Source organism: Aromatoleum evansii, from assembly GCF_045689615.1.
GTDB lineage: Bacteria > Pseudomonadota > Gammaproteobacteria > Burkholderiales > Rhodocyclaceae > Aromatoleum > Aromatoleum evansii.
Window position 1 is genome coordinate 4,747,450 of sequence record NZ_CP141259.1, and the last position, 24,845, is coordinate 4,772,294.

Sequence of the window (24,845 nt, forward strand, 5' to 3'; positions counted from 1 at the left end):
AGGGAGGAAAAACGGAACGCGACCGCGCGAGCGGCGCGACTCATTTGCGCCGGCCGAATGCGCACACAGCAGCGCCGTGCGTGCGCACGGCACAAAAGAAAACGCGAGGCCACAGGGACCTCGCGTCGGGTGTTGCAGGCGTCGGCGCGCGACGCGTCGGGGGGGCGATCAGAAAGGAATGTCGTCGTCGAAATCGCCGAAGCCGCCACCGCTCGACTGGCTCGGCGCCTTCTGCGCCGGCGCCTGCTGCGGAGCCTGGCGCGCTGGCGCAGCGGCCGGCGCATCGTAGCCGCCCATCGGCGCATCGCCACCGCCGCCACCCTGACGCGAACCCAGCATCTTCATCTCGTCGCCACGGATCTCGGTCGTGTAGCGGTCCTGCCCGTCCTTGTCCTGCCACTTGCGCGTCTGCAGGCGCCCCTCGACGTAGATCTGGCTACCCTTGCGCAAGTACTGCGCGGCGATCTCGGCCAGCCGCCCGAAGAACACCACGCGGTGCCACTCGGTCGCCTCCTTGCGCTCGCCGCTCTGCTTGTCCTTCCACGTCTCGGTCGTCGCCACGGTGATGTTGCAGATCGCGTCGCCGCTCGGCGCATAGCGGGTTTCCGGATCGCGGCCCAGGTTGCCGATCAGGATGACTTTGTTCAGGGAAGCCATGAGGTTCTCCTCCGATGTTTCAGGTTAGTGTGCCGCCGACGCCGGCGTCACGCGGCGGGCGGGCGGATTCATTGAGGCTGCCAGCAGCAGCCAGATCACGGCGAGCACGCCGCACACGAGGTTCACGGCGCCGCTGCCGAAGTGCTCGGCCAGCCACCCCCCCAGCATCCCGCCGAGGAACAGCCCGATCGACTGCAGCGTGTTGTACAGGCCCAGCGCCGTGCCTTTCGCGTGCGCCGGCGCCACCTTGGAGATCCACGACGGCAGGATCGCCTCGAGCACGTTGAAGGCGACAAAGAACAGCGTCAACCACAGGCCCAGCGTCACGGCGCTTGTGCCGAAGACGAAAAGCCCCGCCTGCACGATCACCAGCAGTGCGACCGCAGCGCCGAACACCGGCTTCATGCGATTGTTCCGCTCTGCCGCGATCACCGCCGGCACCATTACCGCGAACGACAGCAGGACGGCGGGCAGATAGACCTTCCAGTGCTCCGGCAGCGGCAGGTTCGCACCGCTCACCAGCGCGGCCGGAACCATCACCCACATCGCCGTCTGGATCAGGTGCAGCACGAAAACCCCCATGTTCAGGCGCATCAGCTGGCCGTCGCGGAACACCTCGCCGAACAGCCCGGTCGGCGCACGCGGCACCGGCGGAGCAGCCGGCACCACGTACAGCACCACACCGATCGCCGCAGCCGCCAGCAAGGCCGTCAGCCAGAAGATCCCACTCATGCCAATGACATTATACAGGATGGGCGCCGCCACCATCGACAGCGCGAACACCAGCCCGATGCTGGAACCGATCATCGCCATCACCTTGGTGCGGTGCTGGTCGCGCGTCAGGTCCGCCGCGAGCGCAGTGACCGCCGCCGAAATCGCACCCGCACCCTGCAGCACCCGTCCCGCGATCACCGTCCCGATGTCGCTGGCGACCGCCGCGACGGCGCTGCCGATCACGAACAGCACGAGTCCGAATACGATCACCGGCTTGCGCCCGAAGCGGTCCGAGGCCGCACCGTAGGCCATCTGCAGGAAGGCCTGCGTCAGGCCATACGCGCCGATCGCCAGGCCCACGAGGGTCAGGTTGTCGCCACCAGGAATCTGATGCGCGTGCACCGAGAACACCGGCAGGATCAGGAACAGCCCGAGCATGCGCAGCGCGAAAATCGCGGCCAGGCTCGCGCCCGCCCGGCGTTCTGCGGGGGTCATCGGATCGTGCTCGGGTCGGGCCATCGGTCTCGGGGCTGGGGCAAAAGCGCGATTCTAGCACTCGCCGCCCGCCGGTTTGGCTTGCGCCGGCGTTCTCTCGTATAGTGGCACGTTACCCTTCGTCAGCCCGGCCCATGGACGAAATCCGCATTCGCGGCGCCCGCACCCACAATCTCAAGAACATCAGCCTTGAGCTGCCGCGCAACCGGCTCACCGTGATCACCGGCCTGTCCGGCTCCGGCAAGTCCTCGCTCGCCTTCGACACGCTCTACGCCGAGGGCCAGCGCCGCTACGTCGAATCCCTGTCGGCCTACGCGCGCCAGTTCCTGCAGCTGATGGAGAAGCCGGACGTCGACCTGATCGAGGGCCTGTCGCCGGCGATCTCGATCGAGCAGAAAGCCACCAGCCACAACCCGCGCTCCACGGTCGGCACGATCACCGAGATCCACGACTACCTGCGCCTGCTCTACGCGCGCGCCGGCACCCCGCACTGCCCCGACCATCCCGAGCACCCGCTGGAGGCGCAGACCGTCTCGCAGATGGTGGACCACGTCCTCGCCCTGCCCGAAGACACGCGCCTGATGATCCTCGCGCCCGTCGTCGCGCACCGCAAGGGCGAGCAGAGCGACCTCTTCGCCGACTTGCGCGCGCAGGGCTTCGTGCGTGTACGCGTCGATGGCCGCATTGCCGAACTCGACGCCATGCCCGCGCTCGAGAAAGGCCGCCGCCATACCGTCGAAGTCGTCATCGACCGCCTCAAGGTCCGCGCCGACCAGCGCGGCCGCATCGCCGAGTCCTTCGAGACCGCCCTCACGCACGCCGACGGCCGCGCCATCGCCGTCGAGATGGACAGCGGCACCGAGCACCTCTTCTCCGCCCGCTTCGCCTGCCCGGTGTGCAGCTACGCGCTCGCCGAACTCGAACCGCGCCTCTTCTCGTTCAACAACCCCGCCGGCGCCTGCCCCAAGTGCGACGGCCTCGGCCAGGTCGAGTTCTTCGACCCCGCGCGCGTCGTCGCCCACCCCGAGCTCTCGCTCGCCGCCGGCGCGATCCGCGGCTGGGACCGGCGCAACCAGTTCTACTTCCAGATGCTCGCAAGCCTCGCCGACCACTACGGCTTCGACATCGACACCCCCTTCGGCGACCTGCCCGACGAGGTCCGCCAGGTTGTGCTGCACGGCTCGGGCCGCCACAAGATCGCCTTCCGCTACCTCTCCGACAACGGTCGCATGGTCGCGAAGGAACACCCCTTCGAAGGCATCGTCCCCAACCTCGATCGCCGCTACCGCGAGACCGACTCCACCGCCGTACGCGAGGAACTCGCCAAGCTCCGCGCCACGCAGGCCTGCCCGAGCTGCCACGGCACACGCCTGCGCACCGAAGCGCGCCACGTCCTCATCGGCGACCGCTCGCTGCACGAAGTCAGCCGCATGCCGCTGGGCGAATGCAAGGCCTTCTTCGACGGTCTCGCCCTCACCGGCCACCGCGGCCTCGTCGCTGCCAAGATCGTCAAGGAGATCTCCGACCGCCTCAGCTTCCTGATCAACGTCGGCCTCGATTACCTCTCGCTCGACCGCTCCGCCGACACGCTCTCGGGCGGCGAAGCGCAGCGCATCCGCCTCGCCAGCCAGATCGGCTCCGGCCTCACCGGCGTCATGTACGTCCTTGACGAACCCTCGATCGGCCTCCACCAGCGTGACAACGACCGCCTGCTCGGCACGCTGCGCCAGCTGCGCGACCTCGGCAACACCGTCATCGTCGTCGAGCACGACGAGGACGCCATCCGCTGCGCCGACTACGTCGTCGACATGGGTCCCGGCGCCGGCGTGCACGGCGGCGAAATCGTCGCGCGCGGCACCCCGGCCGAGATCGTCGCGAGCGACGCGTCGCTCACCGGCGCCTACCTCGCCGGCCGCTACACCATTCCCCTCCCGGCACGCCGAGCCCCCCCGGATGCCGAGCTCCAGCTGCGGCTCGAGGGCTGCACCGGCAACAACCTCAAGAACGTCGAACTCACCATCCCGGTCGGCCTGTTCACCTGCATCACCGGCGTTTCCGGCTCCGGAAAATCGACCCTCATCAACGACACCCTGTACGCCCTCGCGGCCAGGCACCTCTATGGCTCGACGACCGAACCGGCGCCGTTCGCGGCCGTGCACGGCCTCGACCACTTCGACAAGGTCATCAACGTCGACCAGAGCCCCATTGGCCGCACCCCGCGCTCCAACCCCGCGACCTACACCGGCCTGCTGACGCCCGTGCGCGAGCTCTTTGCCGGCGTGCCCGACGCGCGCGCGCGCGGCTACGGCCCCGGCCGCTTCTCCTTCAACGTCAAGGGCGGCCGCTGCGAAGCCTGCCAGGGCGACGGCATGATCAAGGTGGAGATGCACTTCCTGCCCGACATGTACGTCCCCTGCGACGTGTGCCATGGCAAGCGCTACAACCGCGAAACGCTGGAGATCCGCTACAAGGGCAGGACCATCTACGAAGTGCTCGACATGACGGTGGAGAACGCGCTCGAATTCTTCCGCGCCGTTCCGACGGTCGCGCGCAAGCTCGAAACCCTGATGGACGTCGGCCTCGGCTACATCCGCCTCGGACAGAGCGCCACCACGCTGTCCGGCGGCGAAGCCCAGCGCGTCAAACTTGCGCTGGAGCTCTCCAAGCGCGACACCGGCCGCACCCTCTACATCCTCGACGAACCCACGACCGGCCTGCACTTCCGCGACATCGAACTCCTGCTCGGCGTGCTCCACCGCCTGCGCGACCACGGCAACACCATCGTCGTCATCGAACACAACCTCGACGTCATCAAGACCGCCGACTGGCTCATCGACCTCGGCCCCGAGGGCGGCGACCGTGGCGGCCGCATCCTGTGCAGCGGCCCGCCCGAAGCGCTCGCCGCGCACCCCGACAGCCACACCGGCCGCTACCTCAAGCGGATGCTCGCCCCGCCTTCATGCACCTGAACGCGAACGCGCCGATGATCGCGCTTACAATTTGAAGCAAGCCCGCCAAGAGTATTCCGGACAATACGGCGGTCGCCGCGAGGCCCCGCCCGCAAAATCAAGGAGAAGCTCATGCCCGCAGTCCCGAACGACGTCCAGGCCGTCTTCCTCGACCGCATCGACCGTCGTGTAAAGATCCTCAAGACCCTTCTGGACGCCGGCCTGGGCGTCTATCAAGCGGCGGAGGAACAGCAGCGCAAACGCGCGATCGACCAGGTCGTGCGCCTCACCGCGCGCCCGAGCGAACTCCCGCAACTGACGCCCGAGACGCTGGCGAAGGCCTGCGAGATCGTCGCAGCCCACCTCGAGCCCATGCAGAAAGTCCTTCCGCACGACGTCCAGTACCGCAATCGCTTGCGCAAATCCTGGTAGGCAGGCGCCCTCCCGGCGGGCGCCGACGTCCTGATTGCCCCTCAGCCAGGATACCCGTCGGGATTCTGCGACTGCCACCGCCAGGCGTCGCGGCACATCGCTTCGAGATCGTATTGCGGCCGCCACCCGAACACCTTCTCCGCCTGGCTGGCATCGGCCCAGCACGCCGCGACGTCGCCCGGCCGACGCGCCACGATGCGGAAGGGCACCGTCCGACCCGACGCGCGCTCGAATGCCCGCGCAACCTCCAGGACGCTGTACCCGCGCCCGGTCCCGAGATTCACACAACTCACCCCGGGCAGCCCTTCCATGCGCTCGACCGCCGCGACGTGCCCGGCGGCGAGATCGACGACATGGATATAGTCGCGCACCCCGGTCCCGTCAGGCGTCGGGTAATCCCCGCCGAACACCTGCAACTCCTTCAGTTTCCCGACTGCGACCTGGCTCACATAAGGCATGAGGTTGTTCGGGATCCCGTTCGGATCCTCGCCGATCAACCCGCTGTGATGCGCACCGACCGGATTGAAATACCGCAGTAGCGCGACATGCCAGCGCGCATCCGCCGCGACGAGATCCCTCAACACGTCCTCGCACATGAGCTTCGTGCGCCCATACGGGTTCGTCGCACCGACCGGAAAGTCCTCCCGGATCGGCACCGACGCCGGATCCCCATAAACGGTCGCCGAGGAACTGAACACCAGTCGCCGCACCCCCGCAGCATCCATCGCTTCGAGGAGCACGAGCAGCCCGCCGACGTTGTTCTCGTAATACGCGAGCGGCTTCGCCACCGACTCACCCACGGCCTTCAGTGCGGCGAAATGGATCACGGCATCCACGCTTTGCTCGGCGAACACCCGTGCCAATGCGCCCGCATCACGCACGTCAGAGCAATAAAACCCGCGCAAGGCCCTGCCTGCAATCCGCTCCACGCGATCCAGCGCCGCGCGCTTGCTGTTGCACAGATTGTCGACGACCACGACGTCGTGCCCCGCCTCCAGCAAGGCCACACACGTATGCGAGCCGATATACCCGGCCCCGCCAGTCACCAGCACCGTACTCAAGGCAATCCTCCCAAACGCACATCACATACCGACCCACAAAAAAAATGGGCCGTCAGACGGCCCATTTTCGATGACACGATGGTCGCGTTGCGAATACTTACGCAGCTGCGGCTTCCTGCACATCAGCAGCCACATCGCCCTCGGCGGGACGATCCAGCAGTTCGACCAGCGCCATCGGCGCGTTGTCGCCGTCGCGGAAGCCGAACTTCAGGATGCGCAGATAGCCGCCGTTACGGGCAGCAAAGCGCGGGCCCAGCTCGTCGAACAGCTTCACGACCATGTCGCGATCGCGCAGACGGCTGAACGCCAGGCGACGGTTCGACAGGCTGGGCTTCTTGCCCAGGGTGATCAGCGGCTCGACCACGCGGCGCAGTTCCTTGGCCTTGGGCAGGGTCGTCTTGATGACTTCGTGACGCAGCAGCGAATTTGCCATGTTGCGGAACATGGCCTGACGATGCGCGCTGGTACGGTTAAGCTTGCGAAGACCGTTGCGGTGACGCATTTTTATTCCTCACTCAACTGTGCCGACTCAACCGAGCTTCTCGAGCCCGGCCGGCGGCCAGTTTTCCAGTTTCATGCCGAGCGTAAGCCCACGCGAGGCCAACACTTCCTTGATTTCGTTCAGCGACTTCCGGCCGAGGTTCGGGGTCTTCAGCAGCTCGGTCTCCGTACGCTGGATCAGATCGCCGATGTAGTAGATGTTCTCGGCCTTCAGGCAGTTGGCGGACCGCACGGTCAGCTCGAGGTCATCGACAGGACGCAGCAGCACGGGGTCGATCACCTGCGCAGCGGTCACTTCCGCCACCGGCGCCGTACCCTCGAGATCCGCGAACACCGACAGCTGATCCATCAGCACGCGCGCGGCGTAACGGATCGCCTCTTCGGGGTCCACTGCACCGTTGGTCTCGATGTCGATAACCAGGCGATCGAGGTCGGTACGCTGCTCGACGCGGGCGCTTTCGACAAGATAGCTCACACGGCGAACCGGGCTGAACGAAGCGTCGAGCACGATGTGCCCGATGCTCTTGCTCTCGCCGGCAACCGGACGAACGTTGCCCGGCACATATCCACGCCCTTCCTCGACCTTGATGTGCATCTCGAGCTTGCCGCCCGGTGCAAGATGCGCGATCACGTGATCGGGGTTGATGATCTCGACGTCGTGGCTCGCTTCGATGTCGCGCGCGGTGACCACACCGTCACCCGACTTCGAAAGACGCAGGGTTGCCTCGCCACGGTTGTGCAGCTTCAGCACCACGCCCTTCAGGTTCAGCAACAGGTCGACGATGTCCTCGCGCACCCCGTCCAGGGTCGAGTACTCGTGCAGCACGCCCTCAATCGAGACTTCCGTCGGCGCATAGCCCGGCAGCGAGGAAAGGAGGATGCGCCGCAGCGCATTCCCCAAGGTATGACCGAAACCACGCTCGAACGGCTCCATCGTCACGCGCGCCTGAACGGGCGACACGGACTGGACGTCGATGATGCGGGGTTTCAGCAGTGAATTGCTTTGCATCAGCAGTTCCTCGGATCTTTGAGTCTTCAGGCGAGCCCGTTAGCGGGAGTACAGTTCGACGACGAGACCTTCGTTGATCGTCGGCGGCAGCTCCGAACGCTGCGGGTAAGCCTTGAACACGCCCTTGCCGGCCTTCGCATCGACTTCCAGCCACTCGGGGAAACCACGTGCGGCGGCGGCCTCGAGGGCGGCCTTGACGCGGAGCTGGCCGCGCGCGCTCTCGGTGAGCTCGACCGTCTCACCCGGACGCACGACGTACGACGGGATATTGACGCGCTTGCCATTCACGAGAATGCTGTTGTGACGGACCAGCTGACGAGCTTCGGCGCGCGAGCCACCGAAACCCATGCGGTAGACGACGGAATCAAGGCGACCTTCGAGCAGCTGCAGCAGGTTCTCGCCGGTCTGGCCGCGACGGCGGTCCGCCTCGGCGTAGACCTTGCGGAACTGCGCTTCCAGAACACCGTACAGGCGACGGATCTTCTGCTTTTCACGCAGCTGAACGCCATAGCCGGACAGACGCTGTCCGGAACGCTGGCCATGCTGGCCAGGAGCATACGAGCGGCGCTCGATCGCGCACTTGTCGGTGAAGCACTTCTCGGCCTTCAGGAACAGCTTCTCGCCTTCGCGACGGCACTGACGGCACTTGGGATCCAGATTACGAGCCACGTTTCAACTCCTTGTCAGATACGACGCTTTTTCGGCGGACGGCAGCCGTTATGCGGAATCGGCGTGATGTCGGTAATGCTGGAGATCTTCATACCCAGCGCGTTCAGGGCGCGAACAGCGGATTCGCGGCCCGGACCGGGCCCCTTGATGCGCACTTCCAGGTTCTTGACGCCGCATTCCTGCGCGGCCTTGCCGGCGGCTTCGGCGGCAACCTGGGCGGCAAACGGCGTGCTCTTGCGCGAGCCCTTGAAGCCCGCGCCGCCCGACGTTGCCCACGACAGGGCGTTGCCCTGACGATCGGTAATCGTAATGATCGTGTTATTGAAGCTCGCGTGAACGTGCGCGATACCCTCGGCAACGTTCTTTTTGACCTTCTTGCGAACTTTCGCAGCAGTTTTAGCCATTATCAGTCCTTATCACTTCTTGCCGGCGATCGCCTTGCGCGGTCCCTTGCGGGTGCGGGCGTTAGTCCGGGTCCTCTGACCGCGCAGCGGAAGGCCGCGACGGTGACGGACACCACGATAGCAACCCAAGTCCATCAGGCGCTTGATATTCATCGTCACTTCACGGCGAAGATCGCCCTCGACGACAAACTTGCCAACCTCGTCACGCAGACGCTCCATGTCCGACTCGGTGAGATCCTTTACCTTGACGGAACGCGCGACGTTGGCGGAATCACAGATTTTCTGAGCACGCGAACGGCCAATTCCATAGATGGCGGTCAGCGCAATCTCGGCATGCTTGTGATTGGGAATGTTTACCCCAGCAATACGGGCCATTCGATTACCCCAAAAAGCTAAACATTAAATGTTAATCCCAGGTTGTCCGAAGATCAACCCTGGCGCTGCTTGTGACGCGGATCCGCGCAGATGACGCGGACCACACCCTTGCGGCGAACGATCTTGCAGTTGCGGCAGAGCCGCTTAACCGAAGCCTGAACTCTCATTTCCTTGCTCCTGTTTCTTGATTACTTGGTCCGGAACACGATCCGGGCCTTGGTCAGGTCATACGGCGTCAGCTGCACGGTGACCTTGTCACCCGGAAGGATGCGGATGTAATGCATCCGCATCTTGCCGGAGATGTAGCCGAGGACCATGTGTCCGTTTTCGAGCCGAACGCGGAACGTTGCATTGGGGAGGTTCTCGGTAACCTCACCCTGCATCTCGATGACGTCTTCCTTCGCCATAACTTACCGGATCGGAAGGCCCGCCCCCTTGAAGTTCGCCTTTTTCAGCAGACTCTCGTACTGGTGCGACATCACGTACGCCTGAACCTGCGCCATGAAGTCCATCGTCACCACGACGATGATCAGCAGCGAAGTACCACCGAAGTAGAACGGCACATTCCACTTGAGGATCAGGAATTCCGGCAGCAGGCAGACGAGGGTGATGTATACCGCCCCCACCAGCGTCAGGCGCGTCAGGATCTTGTCGATGTAACGCGCGGTTTGATCGCCCGGCCGGATACCCGGAACGAACGCCCCGCTCTTCTTCAGGTTGTCCGCGGTCTCGCGTGCATTGAACACGAGCGCGGTATAGAAGAAGCAGAAGAAGACGATCGCCACCGCGTACAACATCACGTAGACCGGCTGCCCCGGCGCCAGCTTGGCCGACAGGTCACGCAGCCAGATCATGCTTTCCGACGAGCCGAACCATTGGCCCAACGTCGCCGGGAAGAGGATGATGCTCGAAGCGAAGATCGGCGGAATCACCCCTGCCATGTTCAGCTTCAGCGGCAGATGCGAGCTTTGCCCACCGTAGATCTTGTTGCCGACCTGACGCTTGGCGTAGTTCACCAGGATCTTGCGCTGCCCACGCTCGACGAAGACCACGAACGCCGTCACCAGAACCACCAGCACGCAGATCAGCAGCGCGGTGAAGGGATGCATGGCCCCGGTACGCACCAGCTCGAACAGACCGGCGATCGAACTCGGCAGCCCCGCGGCGATGCCGGCGAAGATGATGAGCGAGATACCGTTGCCGAGCCCGCGTTCCGTGATCTGCTCACCCAGCCACATCAGGAACATCGTACCCGTCACGAGCGTCGCCACCGTCACGAAGCGGAAGGTGAAGCCCGGATCCAGCACCAGCCCGGCCTGCCCTTCGAGCGCGATCGCGATCCCCAGCGACTGTGCCAGCGCAAGCACCAGGGTACCGGCGCGCGTGTACTGCGTGATCTTGCGCCGACCTGCCTCGCCCTCCTTCTTCAGGGCTTCGAGCGTGGGCACCGCGACGGTCATCAGCTGCATGATGATCGACGCCGAGATGTACGGCATGATCCCCAGCGCGAAGATCGTGAAGCGCGACAGCGCGCCGCCCGAGAACAGGTTGAAGACGCCCAGGATTCCGCCCGACTGCGACTGGAACAGCTCAGCCAGCCGACTCGGATCGATTCCAGGCACCGGGATATGCGCGCCGATCCGATAGACGATCAGCGCACCGACCAGAAAAAGCAGTCGGCGCTTAAGATCGCCAAAACGACCGGGCGTTCCCAGGGTGGCAGCGGGATTGGCCACAGCGGATTGCCTTCTTACTCGGTAACGACCGAACCGCCGGCCGCCTGGATGGCCGCAAGGGCACCCTTCGTGGCAGCGACGCCGCGCAGCGTGACCTTGCGAGCGATGCTACCCGACAGCACGACTTTTGCGGACAGCGCATCGGCAGCCACGACGCCGGCCTGCTTCAGCACCAGCAGGTCGATATCCTCGACCGGCAGCTTGTCCAGTTCGGACAGACGCACCTCGGCGTTGCGCGACCCCGTCAGCGAGACGAAACCACGCTTCGGCAGGCGACGCTGCAGCGGCATCTGACCACCCTCGAAGCCGACCTTGTGGAAGCCGCCGGCACGGGACTTCTGGCCCTTGTGACCGCGACCGCAGGTCTTGCCGAGGCCGCTGCCGATGCCGCGTCCGACGCGCTTGCCTGCGAACTTCGAACCAGTCGCGGGTTTAATCGTATTCAGACGCATCTCAACCCTCACACTTCACCAGGTACGACACCTTGTTCACCATGCCGCGCACTTCAGGCGTGTCCTGAAGCTCGACGGTGTGGTTCAGGCGACGCAAACCGAGTCCGCGCACCGTCGCACGGTGCGACTGCTTGGTACCGATCACGCTCTTGACCAGCGTAACCTTGATCGTTTTCTCGGCCATGGCTTACCCCAGAATTTCTTCGACGCTCTTGCCACGCTTGGCGGCGATCTCGGCCGGCGTGTTGATCGCCAGGAGACCGTTCAGCGTTGCACGGACGACGTTGTACGGATTCGACGAACCGATGCACTTGCAGGTCACGTCCGTCACGCCCATGACTTCGAACACCGCGCGCATCGGGCCACCGGCGATGATGCCGGTACCGCTCGGCGCCGGCTGCATGAGGACCGACGAGGCACCATGCTTGCCGATCACCGAATGCTGCAGCGTGCCGTTCTTGAGCGAGACCTTGACCATCTTGCGGCGAGCCTCGTCCATGGCCTTCTGCACAGCCACGGGCACTTCACGCGACTTGCCCTTGCCCATGCCGATACCGCCATCACCGTCGCCAACCACCGTCAGCGCCGCGAAACCGAGGATACGACCGCCCTTCACGACCTTGGTCACGCGGTTGATGGCGACCATCTTCTCGCGCAGGCCGTCGTCACGCTCCTCGGAAGCCTGCGGACGCTTGCTTTGTTGCTTAGCCATACGATTCCTCGCTTAGAACTTGAGACCGCCTTCGCGGGCGGCCTCGGCCAGCGCCTGGACGCGACCGTGATACTGGAAGCCGGCGCGATCGAACGCGACGGACTCGATACCCGCGGCCTTCGCACGCTCGGCAATCAGCTTGCCGACGATCACGGCAGCAGCCTTGTTACCGCCATGCGACAGTTGCGAACGCACGTCCGCCTCGACCGTGGAGGCAGCAGCGAGCACGCGCGCGCCGGAACCATCGATGATCTGGGCATAGATGTGGGAATTGGAACGGAACACAGTCAGACGAACCGCCTTCAGTTCCGCGATTTTGGCTCGGGTTTTACGAGCGCGACGCAGACGAACCACTTTCTTGTTCATATCGAACCGCCCTTACTTCTTCTTGGTTTCCTTGAGCACGACCACCTCGTCCGAGTAGCGGACGCCCTTGCCCTTGTAGGGCTCGGGAGCGCGGTATGCACGCACTTCGGCAGCGACCTGACCGACTTGCTGCTTGTCGATGCCCTTGATGACGATTTCCGTCTGCGTCGGCGTTTCAACCTTCACGCCTGCCGGCATCTGATGCACGACGGGGTGGGAAAAGCCGAGCGTCAGATTGAGCTTGTCGCCCTGCGCCTGAGCACGGTAACCGACGCCGACGAGGTTGAGCTTGCGCTCGAAACCCTTCGTCACACCGGTAACCATGTTGTTGACGAGCGCACGCACGGTACCCGACATCGCGCGACCGTTGGCAGCACCACCAACGGCAGCAAACACGAGTGCATCGCCTTCACGCTGGACCGACACGGAATTGCCGATGTACTGCTTCACGGTACCGAGCGGCCCCTTCACGGAAACCTCACCGCCCGCGACGGTCACGTCCACGCCCTGGGGGATCGCCACCGGATTCTTAGCTACACGAGACATGAGACCCCCTTAAGCGACGTAACAGATGACTTCGCCGCCCACGCGCCCGGCACGTGCCGCACGGTCGGTCATGACGCCACGCGGCGTCGACACGATTGCAACACCGAGACCGTTCAAAACGCGCGGCAGATCGTCACTGCCCTTGTAAACACGCAGGCCGGGGCGGCTGACACGCTCGATGCGCTCGATGACGGGACGCCCGGCGTAGTACTTCAGCACCACATCCAGCTGCGCCTTGCCTTCGGCATCGCGGACGGCATAGCCGTCGATGTAGCCTTCGTCCTGCAGGACCTTGGCGATCGCCACCTTCAGCTTGGAGCTGGGCATCGACACGCTCTGCTTCTGAGCCTGCTGACCATTGCGGATGCGGGTCAGCATATCGGCGATCGGATCGGACATACTCATTCGATAATCTCCTTACCAGCTCGCCTTGGTCATGCCAGGCACTTCGCCACGGAACGCGAGGTCACGCAGCTTGTTGCGGCACAGACCGAACTTGCGGAACACGCCGCGCGGACGACCCGTCAGCGCGCAACGATTGCGCTCGCGAACGGGGCTTGCGTTGCGCGGAAGCTGCTGCAGCTTCAGACGAGCAGCCATGCGCTCTTCTTCAGGCAACTTGAAATCGTTGATCTGAGCGATCAGCGCGGCACGCTTGGCGGCGAATTTCTCGACCGTCTTGCGGCGCTTCTCTTCTCTATTGATCAGAGCCAGTTTTGCCATAACACCCTCAATTCTTGAACGGGAACTTGAACGCCGCGAGCAGAGCGCGAGCTTCCTGATCGGTCTTGGCCGTCGTCGTGATGCTGATGTTCATACCCCGCAGAGCATCGATCTTGTCGTACTCGATCTCGGGGAAAATGATCTGCTCTTTGACGCCCAGGTTGTAGTTGCCGCGACCATCGAAACCCTTGCCCGCGATACCGCGGAAGTCGCGGATACGGGGCATGGCGATCGTCACCAGACGATCCAGGAATTCAAACATCTTCTCGCCGCGCAAGGTCACCATGCAGCCGATCGGGTAACCGTCGCGGATCTTGAAACCCGCGATCGACTTGCGAGCCTTGGTCACCACCGGCTTCTGACCGGCGATCTTCTGCATGTCGCCAACGGCATGCTCGAGAATCTTCTTGTCGCCAACCGCCTCGCCGACACCCATGTTCAGGGTGATCTTCGTGATGCGAGGCACTTCCATCGCGGACTTGTACCCGAACTGCTTAAGCAGCTCGGGAGCAATCGTTTCCTTGTAGTACTGCTGCAAGCGCGCCATCGCCACTCCTTACGCGTTCACCAGTTCGCCATTCGACTTGAAGAAGCGCACCTTGCGACCATCTTCAAGCACTCGAATACCCACGCGATCACCCTTCTGGGTCGCGGGATTGAACAGCGCAACGTTCGAAACGTGCAGCGGCATCTCCTTCTCGACGATGCCACCCACTTCACCCTTGAGCGGATTCGGACGCACGTGCTTCTTCGCGCGATTCACACCTTCAACGACCAGATGTTCGTCGCCAACCCGACGCAGCACGACACCGCGACGACCGCGATCCTTGCCCGTCAGGACAACAACCTCATCACCCTTGCGGATCTTGTTCATCTCGACAACTCCTTAGAGCACTTCAGGCGCCAGCGAGACGATCTTCATGAACCGCTCGGTACGCAGCTCGCGCGTCACGGGCCCGAAGATACGCGTGCCGATCGGCTCAAGCTTGTTATTCAGCAGGACGGCCGCATTGCCATCAAACTTCACCAGGGAGCCGTCGGGACGACGCACACCCTTCGCGGTGCGCACAACAACGGCACTGTAGATGTCGCCCTTCTTGACGCGACCCCTCGGCGCTGCGTCCTTCACGGTAACCTTGATGATGTCGCCGATGCTGGCATAGCGACGCTTGGAACCACCAAGGACCTTGATGCACATCACCGAACGCGCGCCAGTATTGTCGGCGACGTCCAGAATGGACTGCATTTGAATCATGAATTTATCTCCAACTTGCCCCGCTACAGCGGTCAGTCTTGGAACCCGTACGGGTAGGGAGCCCCGAAGAGCGAAAAGCAAAGAAATAAAATTATAACAGCCTGGCAGTTACCTGCCAAGCTGTCCACAGCAGTAGCCCGTACTCTGCTTAGATTACGCGCGCTTTTTCAAGCACCTTCGCGACACGCCAGGACTTGGTCTTGGAAATCGGACGGCATTCCTCGATTTCAACCAGGTCGCCGGCGGCGGCAAGGCCGCCCTCGACGTGCGCGTGGTACTTGGCCGAACGCGTAATCACCTTCCCATACAGCTCGTGCTTGACGCGACGCTCGACCAACACGGTGACCGTGTTCTGCATCTTGTCGCTGACGACACGGCCGACGAGGGCGCGACGCACCTTTTCGATTTGTTCGCTCATTTCTGCCCTGCCTTTTCACGCAGAACGGTGCGCACACGCGCGATGTCGCGGCGCACCTTCCCGAGTTGGCTCGTGTTGCCGAGTTGCTGAGTTGCAAGCTGCATACGCAGCGAGAACTGCGCCTTCAGCAGCTCAAGCACTTCCTGATTCAGTTCACCGACGCTCTTTGCGCGGAGTTCGCTCGCTTTCATGATCACCCCAGTTGACGGTGAACAAACACGGTCTCGAGCGGCAGCTTCGCAGCTGCAAGGCGGAACGCTTCGCGCGCCAACGCCTCATCGACACCATCCATCTCGTACAGCACCTTGCCGGGCTGAATCTCGGCGACCCAGTATTCCGGGTTGCCCTTGCCGTTACCCATACGGACTTCGGCAGGCTTCTTCGAGATCGGCTTGTCCGGGAAAATCCGGATCCAGATGCGACCGCCCCGCTTGATGTGGCGCGTCATCGCACGTCGTGCCGATTCGATCTGTCGGGCAGTCAGCCGACCACGGCCGATTGCCTTGAGACCGAATTCGCCGAAGCTGACCTTCGCACCGCGCGTTGCCACGCCGGTGTTGCGGCCCTTCTGCTCCTTACGGTATTTCCTTCTCGTCGGCTGAAGCATCATTCACCCCTGCTTTCTTGCGGCTGCTTGGCCTGGCCCTCAGCACCACCGCGACGAGCGGGACGGCGACCGGGACGGCCCTCGCCACCTTCGGCACCGCGCGGCGCACCGCGACGGCCACGGCGAGCCTCGTTTTCATTCTCGACGACCACCGGACGCTCGTTGCGGCCCAGCATCTCGCCCTTGTAAACCCAGACCTTGATGCCGATGATGCCGTACGTGGTGCTCGCTTCGGAAACACCGTAGTCGATGTCGGCACGCAGCGTATGCAGCGGCACACGGCCCTCGCGATACCACTCGGTACGGGCAATTTCGGCCCCGTTCAGACGGCCCGCGCTCATGATCTTGATTCCCTGGGCACCGAGGCGCATGGCGTTCTGCATCGCGCGCTTCATCGCACGACGGAACATGATGCGCTTCTCGAGCTGCTGGGCGATCGAATCGGCGATGAGCTTCGCGTCCACTTCGGGCTTGCGAACTTCCTCGATATTGACGTGCACCGGCACGCCCATGATCTTCTGCAGTTCGCGCTTCAGCAGCTCGATGTCTTCGCCCTTCTTGCCGATGACGACACCGGGACGCGCGCTGAACAAGGTGATTCGCGCGTTCTTGGCCGGGCGCTCGATCACGATGCGACCAACCGACGCGTGCGCGAGCTTCTTCTTCAGAAAGTCGCGGACCTTGATGTCCTCGTGCAGCATCTTGGAGTAGTCGCGGCTCGAAGCGAACCAGCGCGAGCTCCAGTCACGGGTGACCGCCAGACGGAATCCGGTCGGATGAATTTTCTGACCCATATTTACCCCTTACTCCCCGACGGTCACGTAGACATGGCAGGTCGGCTTCAGGATGCGATTGCCACGCCCCTTTGCCCGCGCCGTAAACCGCTTCAGCGACGTACCTTCCTCGACGTAGATCGTCTTCACCTTGAGGGTGTCGATGTCTGCGCCATCGTTGTGTTCGGCGTTCGCGATCGCCGACTCGACGACCTTGCGGATGATCTGCGCACCCTTCTTCGGCGAGAAGGCGAGAATGTTCAGGGCCTGATCAACCGGCTTGCCCCGCACTTGGTCCGCAACCAGCCGGCCCTTCTGGGCCGACAGGCGAACACCGCGGAGGATTGCTTTGGTTTCCATGGTGACTCCTTACCTCTTCGCCTTCTTGCTCGCGGCATGACCCTTGAACGTACGGGTCAGCGCGAACTCGCCCAGCTTGTGGCCGACCATGTTCTCGGAGACAAACACCGGAACGTGCTGGCGGCCGTTATGCACCGCGATCGTGAGACCGACGAAGTCAGGCAGCACCGTGGAACGGCGCGACCACGTCTTGATCGGACGCTTGTCGTTGCTCGCCCGAACGGCGTCGACCTTCTTCAGGAGGTGCGCGTCGACAAACGGGCCTTTTTTGATTGAACGTGCCATCTGTTACCCCTTAACGCTTGTGACGACGCTGCACGATCATGGTATCGGTGCGCTTGTTGCTGCGCGTGCGATAACCCTTCGCAGGCTGACCCCACGGGCTGCGCGGAACGCCGCCCTCGCCGGTACGGCCTTCGCCGCCGCCGTGCGGGTGATCAACCGGGTTCATCGCCACACCGCGAACGGTCGGGCGGATACCACGCCAGCGGTTTGCACCGGCCTTGCCGATCTTGCGCAGACCATGCTCTTCGTTGCCCACCACGCCGATCGCGGCACGGCACTCGACATGCACGCGGCGAACCTCGCCCGAGCGCAGACGAATCTGGGCATAGGCGCCTTCACGCGCCAGGAGTTGCACCGAAGTGCCGGCGGCGCGCGCGATCTGCGCACCCTTCCCCGGCATCATCTCGACGCAGTGAATCGTCGAGCCGACAGGAATGTTGCGGATCGGCAGGACATTGCCCGGCTTGATCGGAGCCTCGGCACCGCTCATCACCTGAGCACCGACTTCCAGACCCTTGGGGGCGATGATGTATGCACGCTCGCCGTCGGCGTAGCAGACGAGGGCGATGTTCGCCGAACGGTTCGGATCGTACTCGATGCGCTCGACGCGCGCAGCGATACCATCCTTGTTGCGACGAAAATCAACGAGGCGGTAATGCTGCTTGTGACCGCCACCCTTGTGCCGAACGGTGATGTGGCCGTTGTTGTTACGGCCGGCGTTCTTCGACTGCTTCTCGACCAGCGATGCGAGCGGACGACCCTTGTAGAGATCCGCATTCACCACCTTGACCATCGCGCGACGGCCGGCAGACGTAGGCTTGAGTTTTACCAGTGCCATGACTATTACTCCCCGGCCGCGAAGTTGATTTCCTGGCCAGGCTTGAGGCAAACGAATGCCTTCTTCCAGCCCTTCCGGCGACCCATCGTCTTGCCGAAGCGCTTGACCTTGCCCTTGACGTTCGCGATCTGGACCGACTTGACCTCGACCTTGAAGAGCAACTCGACCGCAGCCTTGACCTCGGGCTTGGTCGCGCACGAGGCGACCTTGAAGACAACCTGCTCGTTCTTGTCGGCGATAAAGGTCGCCTTTTCGGAGATCTGGGGCGCGAGCAGCACCTGCATCAGACGCTCTTGGCTAAATCCGCTCATTGCCAGGCCTCCTCCATCTTGGCCAGCGCACCCTTGGTCACGATCACGCGATCGTAGTGAACCAGAGCCACCGGATCCGTCTCGCTGACCTCGAGCACCAGCACCTTGTGCAGGTTACGCGACGACAGGAACAGGTTCTCATCGAACTGATCCGTGATCACCAACACGGAATCCAGCCCCATGCCCTTCAGCTTCTGCGACAGAAGCTTGGTCTTCGGCGCCTCGACACTGAAATTCTCGACCACAGCCAGACGGTCTTCGCGCGCCAACTGGGACAGGATCGAAGCAACGCCGGCGCGATACATCTTGCGGTTCAGCTTCTGCGAGAAATTCTCTTCCGGGGAATTCGGGAAGATACGACCACCACCGCGCCACAACGGGCTCGACGCCATACCGGCACGAGCACGACCCGTACCCTTCTGACGCCACGGCTTGCGGGTCGACTTCTGGACCTCGGAACGCCCCTTCTGCGCACGATTACCCGAGCGTGCGTTCGCCATGTAGGCAACGACGACCTGGTGGATCAGCGCCTCGTTATAGTCGCGCCCGAAGAGCGCGTCAGAAGCCTGCAGCGTCGCCGCCTGCACACCCTGATCGTTCAATACTTTAAGTTCCATCACGTCCTCGCTCAGCCACGGGCCTTGACGGCCGGACGGACGATCACGTCGCCGCCCTTCGAACCCGGCACAGCCCCCTTGACCAGGAGCAACTGACGCTCGACATCGACGCGGACCACTTCGAGACTCTGCGTCGTGCGGGTCACATTGCCGTACTGGCCGGCCATGCGCTTGCCCGGGAAAACGCGACCCGGATCCTGCGCCATACCGATCGAACCCGGCGTGTTGTGCGACACCGAGTTACCGTGCGAGGCACGGTTCGACGAGAAGTTGTGACGCTTGATGACACCCGAGAAGCCCTTGCCGATCGAGGTACCGGTCACATCGACCTTCTGACCGACCGCAAAGAGCTCCACGCTGATCACGTCGCCTGCCTTCAGGCTAGCCAGCTGTGCCGGCTCGACAGTGAATTCGCGAAGGGTGTGACCGGCTTCGACGCCAGCCTTGGCGAGATGCCCGGCGAGCGCCTTATTGACGCGACTCGCACGGCGCTTGCCGAAAGCCACCTGAACCGCGGCATAGCCGTCGCTTTCAGGCGTCTTGACTTGGGTAACGCGATTATTGGCAACGTCAAGCACCGTCACCGGGACACTACGACCGTCCTCGGCAAAAATGCGAGTCATGCCAACCTTGCGTCCTACAAGGCCTAGACTCATTTTTTTCTCCTGATCCCCGGTTACGATTGACCGGGCCCTATCACATGAATTGCACCAAAAGGCGCAAAGGCCGGATTATACCGGCCTTTTTTGACACTCCGCAAGGGCGGAAGACTTACTGCAGCTTGATCTCGACGTCGACACCGGCCGGCAGGTCCAACTTCATCAGCGCATCGACGGTCTTGTCGGTCGGATCGATGATGTCCATCAGGCGCTGGTGCGTGCGGATTTCGAACTGGTCGCGCGAAGTCTTGTTGACGTGCGGCGAACGCAGAAGGTCGAAGCGCTCGATCCGGGTCGGCAGCGGCACAGGACCGCGAACGACGGCACCGGTACGCTTCGCGGTGTCGACGATCTCGAGCGCCGACTGATCGATCAGACGGTAGTCGAAAGCCTTGAGGCGGATACGAATCTTCTGGTTTTGCATGTTGCAGTCCTTAAAAGAGCAAAAACCCCGGGGCACTCGCCCCGGGGATGTTGAGCGAGAAAATTACTCGATGATCTTGGCGACGACACCGGCGCCAACGGTGCGACCACCTTCGCGGATCGCGAAGCGCAGACCTTCTTCCATGGCGATCGGGGCCAGCAGCTTGACCGTGATCGACACGTTGTCACCCGGCATGACCATCTCGGTGCCTTCCGGCAGCGCGATCGAACCGGTCACGTCGGTCGTACGGAAGTAGAACTGCGGACGGTAGTTGTTGAAGAACGGGGTGTGACGGCCACCCTCTTCCTTCGACAGCACGTACACTTCGCCCGTGAAGTGGGTATGCGGCTTGATCGAGCCCGGCTTGCACAGGACCTGACCACGCTCGACGTCTTCACGCTTGGTGCCGCGCAGCAGCACGCCGACGTTGTCGCCCGCCTGACCCTGGTCGAGCAGCTTGCGGAACATTTCGACGCCGGTGCAGATGGTCTTGACCGTGGGCTTGATGCCGACGATTTCGACTTCCTCGCCAACCTTGACGATGCCGCGCTCGACACGACCCGTGACGACGGTGCCACGACCCGAGATCGAGAACACGTCTTCGATCGGCAGCAGGAAGGGCTTGTCGATCGCGCGCTCGGGCGTCGGGATGTAGCTGTCGAGTGCCTCGGCCAGCTTCATGATCGCGCCTTCGCCCAGATCGCCCTTGTCGCCTTCGATCGCCTTGAGCGCGGAGCCCTTGACGATGGGGATGTCGTCGCCCGGGAAGTCGTACTTCGACAGCAGCTCGCGCACTTCCATCTCGACGAGCTCGAGCAGCTCGGCGTCGTCGACCATGTCGCACTTGTTCATGAACACGATGATGTACGGCACGCCGACCTGACGGGCAAGCAGGATGTGCTCGCGGGTCTGCGGCATCGGGCCGTCAGCGGCCGACACGACCAGGATCGCGCCGTCCATCTGCGCGGCGCCGGTGATCATGTTCTTCACGTAGTCGGCGTGGCCCGGGCAATCAACGTGGGCGTAGTGACGCGTGGCGGTCTCGTACTCGACGTGCGCGGTGTTGATCGTGATGCCGCGCGCCTTCTCTTCCGGTGCCGCGTCGATCTGGTCGTAGGCCTTCGCCTCGCCGCCAAACTTCGACGACAGGATCGTCGTGATCGCTGCGGTCAGGGTCGTCTTGCCATGGTCAACGTGGCCGATCGTCCCAACGTTTACGTGCGGTTTCGTCCGCTCAAACTTGCCTTTAGCCATTGTGAGAATCCTCGCTTGAGTTCTGTTACTTGCTACGATTGCTGATCACTGCCTCCGCAACGCTCTTGGGCGCCTCGGAGTAGTGCTTGAATTCCATCGAGTAGGTCGCGCGCCCCTGCGACAGCGAACGCAGCTGGGTGGCATAACCGAACATCTCGGCCAGCGGAACCTCTGCCTTCACTTCCTTCATCCCGCCGGGCAGATCATCCATGCCCTGCACGATGCCGCGACGGCCGGACAGGTCGCCCATGACGTTACCCATGTAGTCCTCGGGGGTCTCGACCACAACCGCCATCATCGGCTCCAGCAGAACCGGGCTGGCCTTGCGCATCGCGTCCTTGAACGCCATCGACGCCGCCATCTTGAACGCGTTTTCGTTCGAATCGACGTCGTGGTACGAGCCATCGAACAGCGTGACCTTCACGTCGACGACCGGGAAGCCGGCCAGCACGCCGTTCGGGAGGGTTTCCTGCAAACCCTTGTCGACCGCCGGGATGTATTCACGCGGAACCACACCACCCTTGATCGCATCCACAAATTCGTAGCCCTTGCCGGCTTCGTTCGGCTCGAGCTTGATCCAGACGTGACCGAACTGGCCACGACCACCGGACTGCTTGACGAACTTGCCTTCCTGCTCGACCGCCTTGCGGATCGCCTCGCGATATGCCACCTGCGGCGCGCCGACGTTCGCCTCGACGTTGAATTCGCGCTTCATGCGATCGACGATGATCTCGAGGTGCAGCTCGCCCATCCCCGAGATGATGGTCTGGCCCGACTCCTCGTCGGTACGGACACGGAAGGACGGGTCTTCTGCAGCCAGACGGCCCAGCGCGATACCCATCTTTTCCTGGTCACCCTTGGTCTTCGGCTCGACCGCGACGTGAATCACGGGATCCGGGAAGACCATGCGCTCGAGGATGATCGGCGCGCTCGGGTCGCACAGGGTTTCACCCGTGGTCACTTCCTTCAGGCCCACGCACGCAGCGATGTCGCCGGCGAGCACTTCCTTGATCTCGTGGCGCTCGTTGGCGTGCATCTGCAGGATGCGACCGATGCGCTCCTTCTTGCCCTTGACCGAGTTCAGCACGGTCTCGCCCGACTGCAGAACACCGGAGTACACGCGCACGAAGGTCAGCTGGCCGACGAACGGGTCGGTCATCAGCTTGAACGCCAGCGCCGAGAACTTCTCGGAGTCATCCGCCTTGCGCACGACCGGCTTTTCGTCGTCATCAGTGCCTGCAACCGGCGGAATGTCGACCGGCGACGGCAGCAGCTCGATAACCGCGTCGAGCATGCGCTGCACGCCCTTGTTCTTGAACGCGGTGCCGCACAGCATCGGCTGAATCTCGCACGCGATGGTGCGCTGACGCAGACCGGCATTGATCTTCTCGACCGACAGATCGCCATTCTCGAGGTACTCGTTCATGAGCTCCTCGCTGGCCTCGGCAGCCGCTTCGACCATCTTCTCACGCCACTCTTCGGCATCAGCCTGCAGCTCAGGCGGAATGTCGCGGTACTCGAACTTCATGCCCTGGCTGGCTTCATCCCAGTAGATCGCCTTCATCCGAGCGAGGTCGACGACACCCGCGAACGACTCTTCGGCGCCAATCGGAATCACGATGGGCACCGGGTTCGCCTTCAGGCGGGTACGCATCTGCTCGTACACCTTGAAGAAGTTCGCACCCTGGCGATCCATCTTGTTCACGAACGCGAGACGCGGCACCTTGTACTTGGTCGCCTGGCGCCACACGGTCTCGGACTGCGGCTGAACACCACCGACAGCGCAGTAGACCATGCACGCACCATCGAGGACGCGCATCGAGCGCTCGACCTCGATCGTGAAATCCACGTGTCCCGGGGTGTCGATGATGTTGAAGCGGTGCTCGGGGAACGACAGGTCCATGCCCTTCCAGAAGCAGGTCGTCGCGGCCGAGGTGATGGTGATACCCCGCTCCTGCTCCTGCTCCATCCAGTCCATGGTCGCAGCGCCATCATGAACTTCACCGATCTTGTGGTTCACACCGGTGTAATAAAGAATGCGCTCGGTCGTCGTTGTCTTGCCGGCGTCGATGTGAGCGGAGATACCGATGTTGCGGTAGCGCTCAATGGGAGTCTTGCGAGCCACGGTTTATCCTGCCTTCCAGAATTCGCGCCAGGCGCGAAAGTCCAAGTGTCTTGTTACAAAACAATCGAGCCCTTGCCAGGGCCCGATTAACCGCCATCCGAATCTGCTTAGAAGCGGTAGTGCGAGAAGGCCTTGTTTGCCTCGGCCATGCGATGCACTTCCTCGCGCTTCTTCATCGCGGCGCCACGACCTTCGGCGGCCTCGAGAAGTTCGCCGGCGAGACGCTGGGCCATCGACTTCTCGGCACGCTTGCGCGCAGCTTCGCGCAGCCAGCGCATCGACAGCGCCATACGGCGAGACGGACGCACTTCGACCGGAACCTGGTAGTTTGCACCACCAACGCGACGGCTCTTGACCTCGACCACCGGCTTGACGTTCGCAACCGCCGACGAGAAGACCTCCAGCGGGTCCTTCCCGGCCTTGCCCGAGATGTGCTCGAAAGCACCATAGACAATGCGCTCGGCAACCGATTTCTTGCCGGACTGCATGATCACATTGATGAACTTGGAAACGTCCTGCGAGCCGAACTTCGGATCCGGCAGAATTTCACGCTTGGGTACTTCGCGACGACGGGGCATGACAACCTCTAGCTATTTCTGAATGCCGACAATTAGGATTTCTTCGGACGCTTGGCGCCATACTTCGAGCGCGACTGCTTGCGATCCTTGACGCCCTGCAGGTCCAGCGAACCGCGCACGATGTGATAGCGCACACCCGGCAAGTCCTTCACACGACCACCACGAATCAGGACCACCGAGTGCTCCTGGAGGTTGTGGCCCTCACCACCGATGTACGAGATGACCTCGAAGCCGTTGGTCAGGCGAACCTTCGCGACCTTACGCAGCGCGGAGTTCGGCTTCTTCGGCGTGGTGGTATAGACGCGAGTGCAGACGCCGCGCTTCTGCGGACATGCATCGAGCGCCGGCACTTTGCTCTTGACGACTGCAAGTTGCCGGGGCTTGCGGACGAGCTGATTAATTGTTGGCATAGCTTGAGAATTTTCCATTATACCGGGACGGGCCCAAAGGCCGCCCCGGGCGGTTGATTCCGGCTGAGGCTGACTACGATTGGTCAGTCCACAAAAAGAGGCCGGATGTTATCCCGACAAGCCGGCAAAAG

38 protein-coding genes are annotated in these 24,845 nt (G+C 62.9%); 2 read left to right on the forward strand and 36 right to left on the reverse strand.

Annotated features, from left to right (window positions below):
• Window positions 1–168: 168 nt before the first annotated feature.
• Window positions 169–657: a single-stranded DNA-binding protein gene (gene ssb, locus U5817_RS22205; RefSeq protein ID WP_169127159.1), complete on the reverse strand. Its 489-nt coding sequence runs from the start codon at window positions 655–657 to the stop codon at window positions 169–171.
• Window positions 658–681: 24 nt separating this feature from the next.
• Complete coding sequence (locus U5817_RS22210) at window positions 682–1,866, reverse strand: MFS transporter (protein WP_407278859.1); 1,185 nt, start codon at window positions 1,864–1,866, stop codon at window positions 682–684.
• 134 nt (window positions 1,867–2,000) lie between these two features.
• Between U5817_RS22210 and uvrA the strand changes: the two genes are divergently transcribed.
• Together uvrA and U5817_RS22220 are read left to right on the forward strand one after the other, a co-directional pair.
• The gene (gene uvrA, locus U5817_RS22215) at window positions 2,001–4,835 is read left to right on the forward strand and encodes an excinuclease ABC subunit UvrA (protein ID WP_169127163.1); all 2,835 of its coding nucleotides are present in this window, start codon (window positions 2,001–2,003) and stop codon (window positions 4,833–4,835) included.
• A 111-nt stretch (window positions 4,836–4,946) separates the two neighbouring features.
• Entirely contained in the window at window positions 4,947–5,246 is a 300-nt protein-coding gene (locus tag U5817_RS22220) for a hypothetical protein (RefSeq protein ID WP_169127165.1), read from the forward strand.
• A gap of 41 nt (window positions 5,247–5,287) precedes the next feature.
• Here U5817_RS22220 and galE read toward each other — a convergent pair whose 3' ends face one another.
• From galE to rpsL, 34 genes are all read right to left on the reverse strand, one after another.
• Window positions 5,288–6,307 (reverse strand): UDP-glucose 4-epimerase GalE, encoded by a 1,020-nt coding sequence (galE, locus tag U5817_RS22225; protein WP_407278860.1) that lies wholly within the window; start codon window positions 6,305–6,307, stop codon window positions 5,288–5,290.
• Window positions 6,308–6,404: 97 nt separating this feature from the next.
• Entirely contained in the window at window positions 6,405–6,809 is a 405-nt protein-coding gene (gene rplQ / locus U5817_RS22230; protein ID WP_169127169.1) for a 50S ribosomal protein L17, read from the reverse strand.
• Between the two features lie 27 nt (window positions 6,810–6,836).
• Window positions 6,837–7,817: a DNA-directed RNA polymerase subunit alpha gene (locus U5817_RS22235; protein WP_169206217.1), complete on the reverse strand. Its 981-nt coding sequence runs from the start codon at window positions 7,815–7,817 to the stop codon at window positions 6,837–6,839.
• A 39-nt stretch (window positions 7,818–7,856) separates the two neighbouring features.
• A complete protein-coding gene (rpsD, locus tag U5817_RS22240) occupies window positions 7,857–8,486 on the reverse strand; it encodes a 30S ribosomal protein S4 (protein ID WP_169127179.1) in 630 nt (209 codons plus the stop codon).
• 14 nt (window positions 8,487–8,500) lie between these two features.
• Window positions 8,501–8,890, reverse strand: a complete 390-nt coding sequence (gene rpsK, locus U5817_RS22245; RefSeq protein ID WP_011237995.1) for a 30S ribosomal protein S11 — start codon at window positions 8,888–8,890, stop codon at window positions 8,501–8,503.
• A gap of 12 nt (window positions 8,891–8,902) precedes the next feature.
• Complete coding sequence (gene rpsM / locus U5817_RS22250; RefSeq protein ID WP_169127181.1) at window positions 8,903–9,265, reverse strand: 30S ribosomal protein S13; 363 nt, start codon at window positions 9,263–9,265, stop codon at window positions 8,903–8,905.
• Between the two features lie 53 nt (window positions 9,266–9,318).
• Window positions 9,319–9,432, reverse strand: coding sequence for a 50S ribosomal protein L36 (gene rpmJ, locus U5817_RS22255; protein ID WP_076603157.1), 114 nt, complete (start codon window positions 9,430–9,432; stop codon window positions 9,319–9,321).
• A 21-nt stretch (window positions 9,433–9,453) separates the two neighbouring features.
• A complete protein-coding gene (infA, locus tag U5817_RS22260; RefSeq protein ID WP_015437563.1) occupies window positions 9,454–9,672 on the reverse strand; it encodes a translation initiation factor IF-1 in 219 nt (72 codons plus the stop codon).
• A gap of 3 nt (window positions 9,673–9,675) precedes the next feature.
• Window positions 9,676–11,001 carry a preprotein translocase subunit SecY gene (secY, locus tag U5817_RS22265; protein WP_169127183.1) on the reverse strand — a complete coding sequence of 442 codons (1,326 nt, stop codon included), beginning with the start codon at window positions 10,999–11,001 and terminating at the stop codon, window positions 9,676–9,678.
• A 14-nt stretch (window positions 11,002–11,015) separates the two neighbouring features.
• Window positions 11,016–11,453, reverse strand: a complete 438-nt coding sequence (rplO, locus tag U5817_RS22270) for a 50S ribosomal protein L15 (RefSeq protein WP_169127185.1) — start codon at window positions 11,451–11,453, stop codon at window positions 11,016–11,018.
• Between the two features lies 1 nt (window position 11,454).
• A complete protein-coding gene (gene rpmD / locus U5817_RS22275) occupies window positions 11,455–11,637 on the reverse strand; it encodes a 50S ribosomal protein L30 (RefSeq protein ID WP_015437566.1) in 183 nt (60 codons plus the stop codon).
• 3 nt (window positions 11,638–11,640) lie between these two features.
• The gene (gene rpsE / locus U5817_RS22280) at window positions 11,641–12,165 is read right to left on the reverse strand and encodes a 30S ribosomal protein S5 (protein ID WP_169127187.1); all 525 of its coding nucleotides are present in this window, start codon (window positions 12,163–12,165) and stop codon (window positions 11,641–11,643) included.
• A 12-nt stretch (window positions 12,166–12,177) separates the two neighbouring features.
• Window positions 12,178–12,531: a 50S ribosomal protein L18 gene (rplR, locus tag U5817_RS22285; protein WP_050417521.1), complete on the reverse strand. Its 354-nt coding sequence runs from the start codon at window positions 12,529–12,531 to the stop codon at window positions 12,178–12,180.
• 12 nt (window positions 12,532–12,543) lie between these two features.
• Window positions 12,544–13,077, reverse strand: coding sequence for a 50S ribosomal protein L6 (rplF, locus tag U5817_RS22290; RefSeq protein WP_169127189.1), 534 nt, complete (start codon window positions 13,075–13,077; stop codon window positions 12,544–12,546).
• Window positions 13,078–13,086: 9 nt separating this feature from the next.
• Window positions 13,087–13,482, reverse strand: a complete 396-nt coding sequence (rpsH, locus tag U5817_RS22295; RefSeq protein WP_018987836.1) for a 30S ribosomal protein S8 — start codon at window positions 13,480–13,482, stop codon at window positions 13,087–13,089.
• 12 nt (window positions 13,483–13,494) lie between these two features.
• Window positions 13,495–13,800, reverse strand: a complete 306-nt coding sequence (gene rpsN, locus U5817_RS22300; protein WP_121430162.1) for a 30S ribosomal protein S14 — start codon at window positions 13,798–13,800, stop codon at window positions 13,495–13,497.
• A 7-nt stretch (window positions 13,801–13,807) separates the two neighbouring features.
• A complete protein-coding gene (gene rplE, locus U5817_RS22305) occupies window positions 13,808–14,347 on the reverse strand; it encodes a 50S ribosomal protein L5 (RefSeq protein WP_407278861.1) in 540 nt (179 codons plus the stop codon).
• 9 nt (window positions 14,348–14,356) lie between these two features.
• Window positions 14,357–14,674, reverse strand: a complete 318-nt coding sequence (gene rplX / locus U5817_RS22310) for a 50S ribosomal protein L24 (protein WP_169206223.1) — start codon at window positions 14,672–14,674, stop codon at window positions 14,357–14,359.
• Window positions 14,675–14,686: 12 nt separating this feature from the next.
• The gene (rplN, locus tag U5817_RS22315; protein ID WP_121430165.1) at window positions 14,687–15,055 is read right to left on the reverse strand and encodes a 50S ribosomal protein L14; all 369 of its coding nucleotides are present in this window, start codon (window positions 15,053–15,055) and stop codon (window positions 14,687–14,689) included.
• Window positions 15,056–15,203: 148 nt separating this feature from the next.
• Complete coding sequence (gene rpsQ / locus U5817_RS22320; RefSeq protein WP_169127195.1) at window positions 15,204–15,473, reverse strand: 30S ribosomal protein S17; 270 nt, start codon at window positions 15,471–15,473, stop codon at window positions 15,204–15,206.
• Window positions 15,470–15,664: a 50S ribosomal protein L29 gene (gene rpmC, locus U5817_RS22325; protein WP_169206224.1), complete on the reverse strand. Its 195-nt coding sequence runs from the start codon at window positions 15,662–15,664 to the stop codon at window positions 15,470–15,472. Before rpmC ends, rpsQ begins: the two co-directional genes overlap by 4 nt.
• A 2-nt stretch (window positions 15,665–15,666) precedes the next feature.
• The gene (rplP, locus tag U5817_RS22330) at window positions 15,667–16,080 is read right to left on the reverse strand and encodes a 50S ribosomal protein L16 (protein ID WP_050418483.1); all 414 of its coding nucleotides are present in this window, start codon (window positions 16,078–16,080) and stop codon (window positions 15,667–15,669) included.
• On the reverse strand, window positions 16,080–16,874 hold the full coding sequence (gene rpsC, locus U5817_RS22335; protein ID WP_407278862.1) for a 30S ribosomal protein S3: 795 nt from the start codon (window positions 16,872–16,874) through the stop codon (window positions 16,080–16,082). Before rpsC ends, rplP begins: the two co-directional genes overlap by 1 nt.
• A gap of 9 nt (window positions 16,875–16,883) precedes the next feature.
• Window positions 16,884–17,213 (reverse strand): 50S ribosomal protein L22, encoded by a 330-nt coding sequence (gene rplV / locus U5817_RS22340; RefSeq protein ID WP_018987827.1) that lies wholly within the window; start codon window positions 17,211–17,213, stop codon window positions 16,884–16,886.
• A 9-nt stretch (window positions 17,214–17,222) separates the two neighbouring features.
• A complete protein-coding gene (gene rpsS / locus U5817_RS22345; protein ID WP_053420931.1) occupies window positions 17,223–17,498 on the reverse strand; it encodes a 30S ribosomal protein S19 in 276 nt (91 codons plus the stop codon).
• Between the two features lie 10 nt (window positions 17,499–17,508).
• Window positions 17,509–18,336: a 50S ribosomal protein L2 gene (rplB, locus tag U5817_RS22350; protein WP_169127201.1), complete on the reverse strand. Its 828-nt coding sequence runs from the start codon at window positions 18,334–18,336 to the stop codon at window positions 17,509–17,511.
• A gap of 5 nt (window positions 18,337–18,341) precedes the next feature.
• Complete coding sequence (gene rplW, locus U5817_RS22355; protein WP_169127203.1) at window positions 18,342–18,647, reverse strand: 50S ribosomal protein L23; 306 nt, start codon at window positions 18,645–18,647, stop codon at window positions 18,342–18,344.
• Window positions 18,644–19,264 carry a 50S ribosomal protein L4 gene (rplD, locus tag U5817_RS22360; RefSeq protein WP_026295627.1) on the reverse strand — a complete coding sequence of 207 codons (621 nt, stop codon included), beginning with the start codon at window positions 19,262–19,264 and terminating at the stop codon, window positions 18,644–18,646. Before rplD ends, rplW begins: the two co-directional genes overlap by 4 nt.
• 11 nt (window positions 19,265–19,275) lie before the next feature.
• On the reverse strand, window positions 19,276–19,920 hold the full coding sequence (gene rplC / locus U5817_RS22365; RefSeq protein ID WP_169127207.1) for a 50S ribosomal protein L3: 645 nt from the start codon (window positions 19,918–19,920) through the stop codon (window positions 19,276–19,278).
• Between the two features lie 115 nt (window positions 19,921–20,035).
• Window positions 20,036–20,347, reverse strand: coding sequence for a 30S ribosomal protein S10 (gene rpsJ, locus U5817_RS22370; RefSeq protein ID WP_018987821.1), 312 nt, complete (start codon window positions 20,345–20,347; stop codon window positions 20,036–20,038).
• Between the two features lie 63 nt (window positions 20,348–20,410).
• On the reverse strand, window positions 20,411–21,601 hold the full coding sequence (tuf, locus tag U5817_RS22375; RefSeq protein WP_169127209.1) for an elongation factor Tu: 1,191 nt from the start codon (window positions 21,599–21,601) through the stop codon (window positions 20,411–20,413).
• 25 nt (window positions 21,602–21,626) lie between these two features.
• Window positions 21,627–23,726, reverse strand: coding sequence for an elongation factor G (fusA, locus tag U5817_RS22380; protein WP_407278863.1), 2,100 nt, complete (start codon window positions 23,724–23,726; stop codon window positions 21,627–21,629).
• Window positions 23,727–23,833: 107 nt separating this feature from the next.
• A complete protein-coding gene (gene rpsG, locus U5817_RS22385; protein ID WP_018987818.1) occupies window positions 23,834–24,304 on the reverse strand; it encodes a 30S ribosomal protein S7 in 471 nt (156 codons plus the stop codon).
• Between the two features lie 32 nt (window positions 24,305–24,336).
• Window positions 24,337–24,714 carry a 30S ribosomal protein S12 gene (gene rpsL / locus U5817_RS22390; RefSeq protein ID WP_018987817.1) on the reverse strand — a complete coding sequence of 126 codons (378 nt, stop codon included), beginning with the start codon at window positions 24,712–24,714 and terminating at the stop codon, window positions 24,337–24,339.
• Window positions 24,715–24,845: the final 131 nt, after the last annotated feature.

Coding starts and splice junctions, on each gene's coding strand:
- ssb (WP_169127159.1), bottom strand. CDS start 657: ATGGCTTCCCTGAACAAAGTCATCCTGATCGGCAACCTGGGCCGCGAT.
- U5817_RS22210 (WP_407278859.1), bottom strand. CDS start 1,866: ATGACCCCCGCAGAACGCCGGGCGGGCGCGAGCCTGGCCGCGATTTTC.
- uvrA (WP_169127163.1), top strand. CDS start 2,001: ATGGACGAAATCCGCATTCGCGGCGCCCGCACCCACAATCTCAAGAAC.
- U5817_RS22220 (WP_169127165.1), top strand. CDS start 4,947: ATGCCCGCAGTCCCGAACGACGTCCAGGCCGTCTTCCTCGACCGCATC.
- rplQ (WP_169127169.1), bottom strand. CDS start 6,809: ATGCGTCACCGCAACGGTCTTCGCAAGCTTAACCGTACCAGCGCGCAT.
- U5817_RS22235 (WP_169206217.1), bottom strand. CDS start 7,817: ATGCAAAGCAATTCACTGCTGAAACCCCGCATCATCGACGTCCAGTCC.
- rpsK (WP_011237995.1), bottom strand. CDS start 8,890: ATGGCTAAAACTGCTGCGAAAGTTCGCAAGAAGGTCAAAAAGAACGTT.
- rpsM (WP_169127181.1), bottom strand. CDS start 9,265: ATGGCCCGTATTGCTGGGGTAAACATTCCCAATCACAAGCATGCCGAG.
- rpmJ (WP_076603157.1), bottom strand. CDS start 9,432: ATGAGAGTTCAGGCTTCGGTTAAGCGGCTCTGCCGCAACTGCAAGATC.
- infA (WP_015437563.1), bottom strand. CDS start 9,672: ATGGCGAAGGAAGACGTCATCGAGATGCAGGGTGAGGTTACCGAGAAC.
- rplO (WP_169127185.1), bottom strand. CDS start 11,453: ATGCGTCTGAATACGATTAAACCCGCGACTGGTTCGAAGTTCGCAGGC.
- rpmD (WP_015437566.1), bottom strand. CDS start 11,637: ATGGCCGAGAAAACGATCAAGGTTACGCTGGTCAAGAGCGTGATCGGT.
- rpsE (WP_169127187.1), bottom strand. CDS start 12,165: ATGGCTAAGCAACAAAGCAAGCGTCCGCAGGCTTCCGAGGAGCGTGAC.
- rplR (WP_050417521.1), bottom strand. CDS start 12,531: ATGAACAAGAAAGTGGTTCGTCTGCGTCGCGCTCGTAAAACCCGAGCC.
- rplF (WP_169127189.1), bottom strand. CDS start 13,077: ATGTCTCGTGTAGCTAAGAATCCGGTGGCGATCCCCCAGGGCGTGGAC.
- rpsH (WP_018987836.1), bottom strand. CDS start 13,482: ATGAGTATGTCCGATCCGATCGCCGATATGCTGACCCGCATCCGCAAT.
- rpsN (WP_121430162.1), bottom strand. CDS start 13,800: ATGGCAAAACTGGCTCTGATCAATAGAGAAGAGAAGCGCCGCAAGACG.
- rplE (WP_407278861.1), bottom strand. CDS start 14,347: ATGGCGCGCTTGCAGCAGTACTACAAGGAAACGATTGCTCCCGAGCTG.
- rplX (WP_169206223.1), bottom strand. CDS start 14,674: ATGAACAAGATCCGCAAGGGTGATGAGGTTGTTGTCCTGACGGGCAAG.
- rplN (WP_121430165.1), bottom strand. CDS start 15,055: ATGATTCAAATGCAGTCCATTCTGGACGTCGCCGACAATACTGGCGCG.
- rpsQ (WP_169127195.1), bottom strand. CDS start 15,473: ATGAGCGAACAAATCGAAAAGGTGCGTCGCGCCCTCGTCGGCCGTGTC.
- rpmC (WP_169206224.1), bottom strand. CDS start 15,664: ATGAAAGCGAGCGAACTCCGCGCAAAGAGCGTCGGTGAACTGAATCAG.
- rplP (WP_050418483.1), bottom strand. CDS start 16,080: ATGCTTCAGCCGACGAGAAGGAAATACCGTAAGGAGCAGAAGGGCCGC.
- rpsC (WP_407278862.1), bottom strand. CDS start 16,874: ATGGGTCAGAAAATTCATCCGACCGGATTCCGTCTGGCGGTCACCCGT.
- rplV (WP_018987827.1), bottom strand. CDS start 17,213: ATGGAAACCAAAGCAATCCTCCGCGGTGTTCGCCTGTCGGCCCAGAAG.
- rpsS (WP_053420931.1), bottom strand. CDS start 17,498: ATGGCACGTTCAATCAAAAAAGGCCCGTTTGTCGACGCGCACCTCCTG.
- rplB (WP_169127201.1), bottom strand. CDS start 18,336: ATGGCACTGGTAAAACTCAAGCCTACGTCTGCCGGCCGTCGCGCGATG.
- rplW (WP_169127203.1), bottom strand. CDS start 18,647: ATGAGCGGATTTAGCCAAGAGCGTCTGATGCAGGTGCTGCTCGCGCCC.
- rplD (WP_026295627.1), bottom strand. CDS start 19,264: ATGGAACTTAAAGTATTGAACGATCAGGGTGTGCAGGCGGCGACGCTG.
- rplC (WP_169127207.1), bottom strand. CDS start 19,920: ATGAGTCTAGGCCTTGTAGGACGCAAGGTTGGCATGACTCGCATTTTT.
- rpsJ (WP_018987821.1), bottom strand. CDS start 20,347: ATGCAAAACCAGAAGATTCGTATCCGCCTCAAGGCTTTCGACTACCGT.
- tuf (WP_169127209.1), bottom strand. CDS start 21,601: ATGGCTAAAGGCAAGTTTGAGCGGACGAAACCGCACGTAAACGTTGGG.
- rpsG (WP_018987818.1), bottom strand. CDS start 24,304: ATGCCCCGTCGTCGCGAAGTACCCAAGCGTGAAATTCTGCCGGATCCG.
- rpsL (WP_018987817.1), bottom strand. CDS start 24,714: ATGCCAACAATTAATCAGCTCGTCCGCAAGCCCCGGCAACTTGCAGTC.